The organism is Chromohalobacter sp. 48-RD10, assembly GCF_029889785.1.
In the GTDB taxonomy this organism is placed as follows: Bacteria; Pseudomonadota; Gammaproteobacteria; order Pseudomonadales; family Halomonadaceae; genus Chromohalobacter.
The window spans coordinates 225626-234014 of record NZ_JARANX010000004.1; the positions used below are offsets into that span (position 1 = coordinate 225626).

The 8389-nt window shown below is 47.7% G+C and carries 8 protein-coding genes; 7 read left to right on the forward strand and 1 reads right to left on the reverse strand.

The genetic code is table 11. The features are described from left to right. The first annotated feature begins 145 nt into the window (after positions 1–145). The 4 genes from guaA (at position 146) to OP496_RS07295 (ending at position 3893) form a co-directional block, all read left to right on the forward strand. Positions 146–1723: a glutamine-hydrolyzing GMP synthase gene (gene guaA, locus OP496_RS07280; RefSeq protein WP_280562857.1), complete on the forward strand. Its 1578-nt coding sequence runs from the start codon at positions 146–148 to the stop codon at positions 1721–1723. Positions 1724–2047: 324 nt separating this feature from the next. Continuing rightward, positions 2048–2500: a hypothetical protein gene (locus OP496_RS07285; RefSeq protein ID WP_280562859.1), complete on the forward strand. Its 453-nt coding sequence runs from the start codon at positions 2048–2050 to the stop codon at positions 2498–2500. Between the two features lie 179 nt (positions 2501–2679). Further along, entirely contained in the window at positions 2680–2952 is a 273-nt protein-coding gene (locus tag OP496_RS07290; protein WP_280562861.1) for a DUF1153 domain-containing protein, read from the forward strand. 74 nt (positions 2953–3026) lie between these two features. Continuing rightward, positions 3027–3893, forward strand: a complete 867-nt coding sequence (locus OP496_RS07295) for a DDE-type integrase/transposase/recombinase (protein WP_280562863.1) — start codon at positions 3027–3029, stop codon at positions 3891–3893. A gap of 149 nt (positions 3894–4042) precedes the next feature. On the opposite strand, the gene OP496_RS07300 is transcribed toward OP496_RS07295, so the two are convergent. Continuing rightward, positions 4043–4504 (reverse strand): Lrp/AsnC family transcriptional regulator, encoded by a 462-nt coding sequence (locus OP496_RS07300; protein ID WP_280562864.1) that lies wholly within the window; start codon positions 4502–4504, stop codon positions 4043–4045. Between the two features lie 291 nt (positions 4505–4795). On the opposite strand from OP496_RS07300, the gene OP496_RS07305 reads away from it, so the two are divergent. The 3 genes from OP496_RS07305 (at position 4796) to OP496_RS07315 (ending at position 7505) form a co-directional block, all read left to right on the forward strand. Beyond that, the gene (locus OP496_RS07305) at positions 4796–5782 is read left to right on the forward strand and encodes a pyridoxal-phosphate dependent enzyme (protein ID WP_280562866.1); all 987 of its coding nucleotides are present in this window, start codon (positions 4796–4798) and stop codon (positions 5780–5782) included. 3 nt (positions 5783–5785) lie between these two features. Then, positions 5786–6784, forward strand: coding sequence for a 2,3-diaminopropionate biosynthesis protein SbnB (gene sbnB, locus OP496_RS07310; protein ID WP_280562867.1), 999 nt, complete (start codon positions 5786–5788; stop codon positions 6782–6784). Between the two features lie 265 nt (positions 6785–7049). After that, positions 7050–7505, forward strand: a complete 456-nt coding sequence (locus OP496_RS07315; RefSeq protein WP_280562868.1) for a ParB N-terminal domain-containing protein — start codon at positions 7050–7052, stop codon at positions 7503–7505. Positions 7506–8389 lie beyond the last annotated feature (884 nt).

The following is an 8389-nucleotide window of genomic DNA, read 5'->3' on the forward strand; positions in this document are numbered from 1 at the left end:
AAGAGGTAAGAAAGAAGAGATGAGAGGGAAGAGAGAAGAAAAGAGGCGGGCTATACCGCCTCTTACGTCTTCATTCTTCCCTCTCGATTTTCGAGGCAAGGATCCAGGCCTCGACGTTTGAGCCCACAACGGCGGTGCCCATTTCATGCAAGATATTCACGCCCATAAGATCCTGATCCTCGACTTTGGCTCCCAGTACACCCAGCTCATCGCGCGCCGCGTGCGCGAGATCGGGGTCTACTCCGAAGTGCGCGCCTTCGATATCAGCGAAGAAGAGATCCGCGAGTACAACCCCAACGGCATTATCCTCGCCGGGGGACCGGAATCCGTCACCGAACTCGCCTCGCCGCGCGCCCCGCAATGCGTGTTCGAGATGGGATTGCCGGTGCTGGGGATCTGCTACGGCATGCAGGCCATGGCCGAGCAACTGGGCGGTAAAGTCGAGGGCTCGCAGAAACAGGAATTCGGCTATGCGCAGGTGCGTATCGACGCCGACAACGCGCTGCTCTCGGGCATCAAGGATCATGTCGATCACGATAGCGGGCGTGCGCTGCTCGACGTGTGGATGAGCCACGGCGACAAGGTCGGCCAGGTGCCGGAGACTTTCACCGTGACCGCCTCCACGCCGAGTTGCCCGATTGCCGCCATGGCCTGGGAAGAGAAGCACTTCTACGGCGTGCAGTTCCACCCCGAGGTAACCCATACCCTGCAAGGCCAGCGCATTCTCGAGCACTTCGTGCTGGATATCTGCCAGGCCGAGCGGCTGTGGACCCCCGCGCAGATCGTCGAAGACCTCTGTGAGCGCGTACGCGAACAGGTCGGTGACCGCCACGTGCTGCTGGGGCTCTCCGGCGGCGTAGACTCCTCCGTGGTCGCCGCGCTGCTGCACAAGGCCATCGGCGACCAACTGACCTGCGTGTTCGTCGACAACGGCCTGCTGCGCAAGAAAGAAGGCGACCAGGTGATGGAAACCTTCGGGGAACACATGGGCGTGCGGGTGATCCGCGTCGACGCCGAAGACGAATTCCTCACCAAGCTGGAAGGCGAGGACGACCCCGAGGCCAAGCGCAAGGTCATCGGCAACACCTTTATCGATGTCTTCGACCGTGAAGCCGCCAAGATCGAGGGTGTCGATTTTCTCGCCCAGGGCACCATCTACCCGGACGTGATCGAATCCGCCGCCAGCAAGACCGGCAAGGCCCACGTGATCAAGTCACACCACAACGTCGGCGGCCTGCCCGAGACCATGAAGCTCAAGCTGGTCGAACCGCTGCGCGAGCTGTTCAAGGACGAAGTGCGCAAGCTCGGCCTCGAACTCGGCCTGCCGTACGACATGGTCTACCGTCATCCCTTCCCGGGACCGGGCCTCGGCGTGCGCATTCTCGGCGAAGTGAAGAAAGAGTACGCAGATATCCTGCGTGAAGCCGACGCCATCTTCATTGAAGAACTGCACAACTTCGACTGGTACCACAAGACCAGCCAAGCCTTCGCCGTCTTCCTCCCGGTCAAATCAGTAGGCGTCGTCGGCGACGGCCGCCGCTACGAATGGGTCATCGCCCTGCGCGCCGTCGAAACCATCGACTTCATGACCGCAAGATGGGCCCACCTGCCGTATGAGCTGCTGGAGAAGGTCTCCAACCGCATCATCAACGAGATCAGCGGCGTCTCCCGCGTGACGTATGACGTCAGCAGCAAGCCGCCCGCGACGATAGAGTGGGAGTGAGCTGACCAATTAGCTCCGCCGCATTACCTGCCTCATACGAAAGCCTGCCTTGATCGGCAGGCTTTTTTGTTGCACAACGTTACCAAGCTAAGGCTAATTTGGATTAAGTTAACGAGGCTATGGCTGATAGAAAAGAGAAGGAGAGAACAACGCGGAAAATGTCGCAGGGATAGGATTTTTTGCCCGGATGGTAGTATGCCTTGGACCACAGGCTCCGTAGGATTATTTAATTTAGGTAAAAATTTATTTTAAATTAAATATTGGATTGATATTTAGGCGTGGTTACGTTTTTAAATTTATAAATGCTAAAAAGGGAAGGGTAGCATGATACCTACTTTTTGGAAAATTTCGCATGGTGTGGAATATTTTGGAGCGGAAGATATGATCACTGCCATGCATGAAAAACTTGTATATGTTCATAAAGATACGCCCGCTAAAGGAAAATCGAGCGTTCGCCAAGGTAAGGCATTTGTGGATGCTCCAGTTGGTGACTATTTTTACTTAACTAATGGCAACGAAGGGATCTATTTGCTTGGTCAGTTTACTGGTCCTGCTAACGTTTTTACATCAATGGAGAGTGGTTGGCTAGACCGCCCTTACCGTCTTATCAAGGCAAGTCGCTCGTGGGACTATTACGACGGACCGGAAAAATGGTGGGCACCAAACCACCGTTCCACTTTTACGCAGGTACCTAAGAGTGAATTAAGTGTTTTTGAGTTAGAAATACTTAAGCCATATTTTTTCCTTGAGTTGAGCGATTTTAATATTCCCTCTTGAAGCATTTGAATGCTTACTTATAGTCCGGAAGTCTGCACTTCTTATGCTAGCGCCTGTAGTTTCCAGTATTTTAAAAAGAAAGATGGTGTGTTTTTTACTTTGACGTCAGCAGAAATAAGCTACCTGAAGTCTCCTCTCCAGAGCTGCACAGGCTATAGTGCAGTCATCAGGAGAACAGGATGAGCGACGATAACCCCATCAAGCGGTGGACCGCGAAGCGCAAAGCGTCCGTGGTCATGGACATCTTCAAAGGCAAGACCACGGTCGCTGAGGTCGCGCGACAGCATGACCTCACCGTCTCCGAGGTCGAAGGCTGGATCGATGAAGCCCAGCGCAACATGGAGAACGGGTTCAAGGCCCGCCCCAAGGATATCCGCGAGCAATACGAGTCCGACCTGCGGGAAACCAAGGAGGCGCTGGGCGAGGCCCAACGGCAGATCTACGCGCTTTAAAAGTGGCGTCGCCTGCTCGACGAGGACGAGAACTCGTAAGGTCGCTGCAGGCGGAAATGGCCCAGGAAGGCCAGGTGGTATCACTTGCCAAACTTTGCCGCTGGTTGGGTTTTCCCCGGCGAAGTCTGTATGACCGGCCCAAGGCGCGGCAGCGTGTCGTGAATACGGATCTGACGGTCCGGGTGAAGCTGACGCTGGAACGTTTTCCCAGCTACGGCTATCGCCGGCTGGCGTGTGTGCTGGGTGAGAACCGGAAGCCAATCCAGCGCATCCTGCAGCTCAAAGGCTGGCAGGTGCGCAAGCGACCGCAAGGCTTCCGACCTCGCGCCAGAAGCTTGCCGTCGATTACTTCACGACCCGATGAGCGCTGGGCCATGGATCTGACTCATGTGTGGTGCTGTAAGGATCGGCGAGCCAGCCTGGCGGGCATCATCGACTGTTGCACACGAGAGATCTTCGGTTGGCGATTATCGGACAATGGCAGCAGCAAGACCGCTGAGGTGGCGCTGGAGGAAGGACGGATCTATCGGCTGGGGGCGCTGGGACGTGTTCAGCAGCCGTTGGCCTTTCGATCAGATAACGGGCTCGTTTTCAGCAGTCGTCACCACACCGTCACGGTGAAGGCCTATGGCCTCACGCAGGCGTTCACGACTCCGTATACATCGGAACAGAACGGGCTTGTCGAGCGCTTTCCGCTTTTTGAAGGAGGAGTGCATCTGGCTCCATCGCTTCGAGTCGCTGGGCCAAGCCAGGGTCGTGATCAGTCGCTGGATCCGGTATTACAACGAAGAACGGCCATATCAGTCTCTGGACTACGTGGCACCCCGAGCACACCCCACATTAACGGCGTAGGGTGTGCAGAAACCAGGGTACAGGGCGGCATTGCCGGACTTTTTATTCTTGTAGTTTGTACCATGCCGACTTCGGTGCGACTCTCATAGGATCAAAAAGTTAATTTAAAGGCGCTTACGCTGAGTGATATAGAAGCTATCAATTAAGAATTTGAAAACAAGAACATCATCTACGTGGTCTGCGATTCATGTTTATGATTTCTGAGGTAGCCAAAGCATTACGCTTCGGGAACATTAAGTTAAGATTCTTCTATTGGAACGTAAAGCGTTTTGTAAGGTTTTCCCATGGATATAGAGGTTTTAAAACCGCGCACGTTACTGTCTTCGAATAAAAGCCTATGTGTCATGGCTTCAAAGTCCTCCATATTCCTGGCAATGCTAATAATTACAAAATCACCTTCGCCTGTGACATAGTAGCACTGTTGAACCAATGGCTCTTTCATAGCTTTACGCCGGAATGCCTCTATCTGTTCAGATCGATCCCTTTCGAGTTCGACAATGATAATAAAGGTCATGCTCATATTAACGGCAGCCGGATCTACAATGATGACATTGCCCTTTATTACTCCACTGTCACGCAAACGCTTGATGCGACGTTGAACTGCAGGCACTGAAAGTGATACTGCGTCCGCCAAGCGTTCGAGAGTTAAGCTTGCATCATTCTGTAGCAGGTTTAGTAGTGCCGCATCTTTAGCATTCATAAAACGAAGACTCTTATCGAAAAAGTACCTGAATTCGCAAAATTCTATATCTTTTTCTTGTGTAAAAGCAATTTCTAATCAGAATCTTTTGCCATAATATAACTGCAAAAGCGACACAGGCGAGAGTTAAATTGAGCCTAATGTCATTTTAAGCTCGACGTAAGTGTAGGGCATTGCAGGCTTTATCTTATATAAGACTAAAGTCTTACGAGTCATGATCTCTCCTCAAGCGTCATGAGAAAACTTGACTCCCGGAAAATTTACGTAAAGGCGTTCGAGATGAGTAATATCATGGAAGCAGTTGAAGATTCGGTTCGAGCAAATGATTTCATAATTCTAAGAAATTGCTTTGAGCGGTTTGATGTGACGTTGAAGCTAGAAGGCATGAATTTTGCTGACTCTATTAAGCTTCGTACTGCTAAAGCACTTTTAAATTACGCGGAAGAGAATTGTGGACTAAAGAAAAGTAAAAGGTTTATAGAGTCGAGTTCTGGCAATCTAGGCGTTGCGCTGAGTATGATAGCGGCTAGCCGGGGGTACGAGTTCATTTGCATCGTTGATCCTAATACCAATGCAACTAACATTGCTATTATGAAGGCAATGGGTGCAAGTGTAGTGGTCGTGAATACTAAAGATGAATCTGGTGGTTATCTCGGAACCAGGAAAGAATTCATTAGAGAACGACTTGTACATGACAATAATATCATATGGCTCAACCAGTATGAATGTGAGGCGAACCCTGCTATACACTTTTCAGAAACAGCTCATCAAATAAATATTAATTGCTCAGACGTGCGTAAAATTTATGTCGGTGCAGGCACTACTGGCACTGCTATGGGCGTATCTGATTACTTTAAAAAATACTTTCCTGGAATAGATCTAATAGCAGTCGACTCTGTTGGCTCAGTAACTTTTGGAGGAAATGCCAGTCCAAGATATCTTCCCGGGCTGGGCGCTAGTGTACCACCAATCTTTTTCCAAAAAGAAAGTTTCAATCGCCTGATTAGTGTTAAGGAAAGTCATACTGTTGCTGTCTCTAGGTACATCGCAAAAAAGTACGGGCTATTACTTGGTGCCTCTACTTGTACTGTGCTCGCTGGCATGTATGAGGATACTAATGCAACAGACGAAGTGTTGGTAGCCATCTCGCCAGATTTAGGGAGTAAGTATATAGACACTATGTACAATGATGAGTGGTGCGATGAAAAATTTGGGAGTGAATGGCGCAACGTGAAACTTAGCAGCAATGAACCCAAAACTTACCAAGTGGAGTTATAAATAATGTTTAAGGTAATCAAAGGAGTTGAAATTTCCAATTATCTTGATCAGGACACTGAATCTGTACTAAAGGTGGTTGGAGAAACTTATTTGATGCATAAAAATGGCTCCACAAACAATCCAGATAGTTATTTTTTGAAATTTCCGGATAATGAGAAGAATAGAATTATAGCACTCCCAGCTTCTATCAACGATCCGAAGGCCCAGATTTCAGGCATTAAATGGATTGCCAGCTATCCTGGTAATATCGAAAAAAATCTTCAGCGTGCCTCTGCCACTATGGTCCTGAACGATTATCAAACAGGCTACCCATTAGCTTTACTAGAAGCTTCTCAAATAAGCGCACATCGAACGGCTGCATCTGGTGCAATGACTGTGGGTGCATTGAGTACACGAGGAAGGGAAATTAATACAGTGACCCTGGTAGGCTGTGGAGTGTTGGGTCAAAAGACAATTAATTATGTGGTGGCGCTTGGTATAGATATAAAAAAATTGATTATTTATGACATTAATGAACAATATGTCGGAAGCTTCGTAGAGAGGAATAATCAATTTGATAAATGCACAATTGCTTCCACTCTGAAAGAAGCCTTTGACTCTGACTTAGTGATATTGACAACAACTTCTGAAAATCCATATATTGATATGAGCGATATAGACCTCAAGCGGCAGGTGATTCTTAATATCTCACTACGAGATCTGTCCCCGGTAATTATAGAAAACTCGGTCAATGTGGTAGATGATATCGAGCATTGCTTGAAAGCGCAGACTTCTTGCCATCTAACTGAGCAAAAGCTAGGTAATAGGGGTTTCATAAACGCTGTAATAGCTGATGTGTTAGACGGTAGCTTCGAAGACGACACTAGCAAGCCAATTGTTATCTCACCTTTTGGCTTGGGAGTTTTAGATTTAGCCCTAGCTTATCAAATATATAAATACAAATATGATGATGCATCTACTGTAGACGTTGAAGGCTTTTTGCCAGATATGAAGCGTTTGTGATATTTATTCAATTTTCTTAGCCAGCACGGTTTTCAGTAAATGCTATTCGAATATTTTTGAAAGTCTTTATGAAAGATTTCTTGAGAATAGTTAGGGGCATAATAAGATTTTTTTAAAGCAAGGTGATGCTCGAATTTATGCCTAGATTAATATGGCTTTCAAAAAGAAAGGTGGTATTCTATGAGTTTAAATTTTTAAGTATCGAGTTTCTGGGTTGGAGCCAAGGTTTGCAGGTTGATAAGTTTACAGTTTAGGAGTTAGTAGAATGCACAGCGATTCTTTAAAATTGCCGCACAAAATTGTCGGGGAAGAGAATATTCTCCACTTGGATTACTCAGTCGAATACGAACCGCCTGGGACTCTTTTGCCAACTGAACGTCACGACACGTTAAGAGTAGAAAAACTGATAGACAGAGTGAAAAAAATGGGAGTTTGGACTACTCCTATCTTGGTTGATCAAAATTCGCTGGCTATCATGGACGGCCACCATCGTACTGCTGTCGCTTTGAAGTTAAACGTAAAAAAAGTACCAGTAGTAAAGCTTAGCTATGGTGACCCAAGAGTTCTTCTTAGTGGGTGGGAGTCTGGAGAAATTTTCAGCCCTGAAGACATCGTTGCTGCAGCTTTATCGGGTGTGCTTCTTCCATTAAAAAGCACAAAACACGACCTTGCAGTTCCATTGCCAAGTCTAAAAATTCCTTTAAGTGACTTATTCTATTAATATTAAAAAATCATGCTTAGGGCATGATGCGATCTGGCTATTCTCTAACTTAATGTTTTCTGGTTGTGCCCTTAAAACACATGGGTGCGACCTTCTTCGTCGACCAAATAGTAAAAAGCAGGTGACATCTTTAATATCAAGCTCATTTCCTCGGGAACACGTCTCGGTGATACGCTATGGCAACATAGATATATTCTTTATAATAAAATATGCAGATTAACGAAAGTTCAAATGGTTTGAGTGATTTTTCTCCAAGCTACAAGGCATTCGTGCCAGCTGAAAATGTACCAATTTATTGGTAATCAATGCCTCCCAGAGAACTATGGCCGGTGTGCGACTACGCAATGTCAGCTGGTCGCCCAGAGGCGATTGGTTCATTTATAGAGAACACAGCTTTATTCTCAGCAGTAACTATAGAGTTCCATAGTGTCGTCAGTAGTATGAAAGCGCAGCGGATCGGTCATATGCGTCAGCACCTTATGCTTTTGCCCTTGGTGCTTCTAACCTTGTGGGAGATTTGGCCATTTCACTGGCTTCTGTTGCAGGTCTATTGAAAAAATCGTCGTTAACATAACTTCGCTAGTTGAGATACTGCCAAACACTGTTTTTTGATCAGGTAGCTGATCATGTTGGCACACCATTCGCACTTGTAGGTAGCGCGCCTCTCCGGAGGCATTTGGCGCTCGTTTAAAAGTTCTTCACTGTCTGGTGTGTCAGGCATTTTCCATACTACTTCGTCGAAGTTTAAGAGTTTTAGGTAATACGCAAATAAGGGTTCTTCGTCACATCATGTGGATTTGGCCTGATCCAGCAGGCGGCCCACGGGGCTGCCAATCAGGTAGATCATCGCGATGAAGTTGGCCTCGTTCCGGTAGCCGCGCGCG

What these genes read in the sequence shown, in the direction of transcription:
- guaA (WP_280562857.1), top strand. Translation starts at nt 146, where the DNA reads ATGCAAGATATTCACGCCCATAAGATCCTGATCCTCGACTTTGGCTCC.
- OP496_RS07285 (WP_280562859.1), top strand. Translation starts at nt 2,048, where the DNA reads ATGATACCTACTTTTTGGAAAATTTCGCATGGTGTGGAATATTTTGGA.
- OP496_RS07290 (WP_280562861.1), top strand. Translation starts at nt 2,680, where the DNA reads ATGAGCGACGATAACCCCATCAAGCGGTGGACCGCGAAGCGCAAAGCG.
- OP496_RS07300 (WP_280562864.1), bottom strand. Translation starts at nt 4,504, where the DNA reads ATGAATGCTAAAGATGCGGCACTACTAAACCTGCTACAGAATGATGCA.
- OP496_RS07305 (WP_280562866.1), top strand. Translation starts at nt 4,796, where the DNA reads ATGGAAGCAGTTGAAGATTCGGTTCGAGCAAATGATTTCATAATTCTA.
- sbnB (WP_280562867.1), top strand. Translation starts at nt 5,786, where the DNA reads ATGTTTAAGGTAATCAAAGGAGTTGAAATTTCCAATTATCTTGATCAG.
- OP496_RS07315 (WP_280562868.1), top strand. Translation starts at nt 7,050, where the DNA reads ATGCACAGCGATTCTTTAAAATTGCCGCACAAAATTGTCGGGGAAGAG.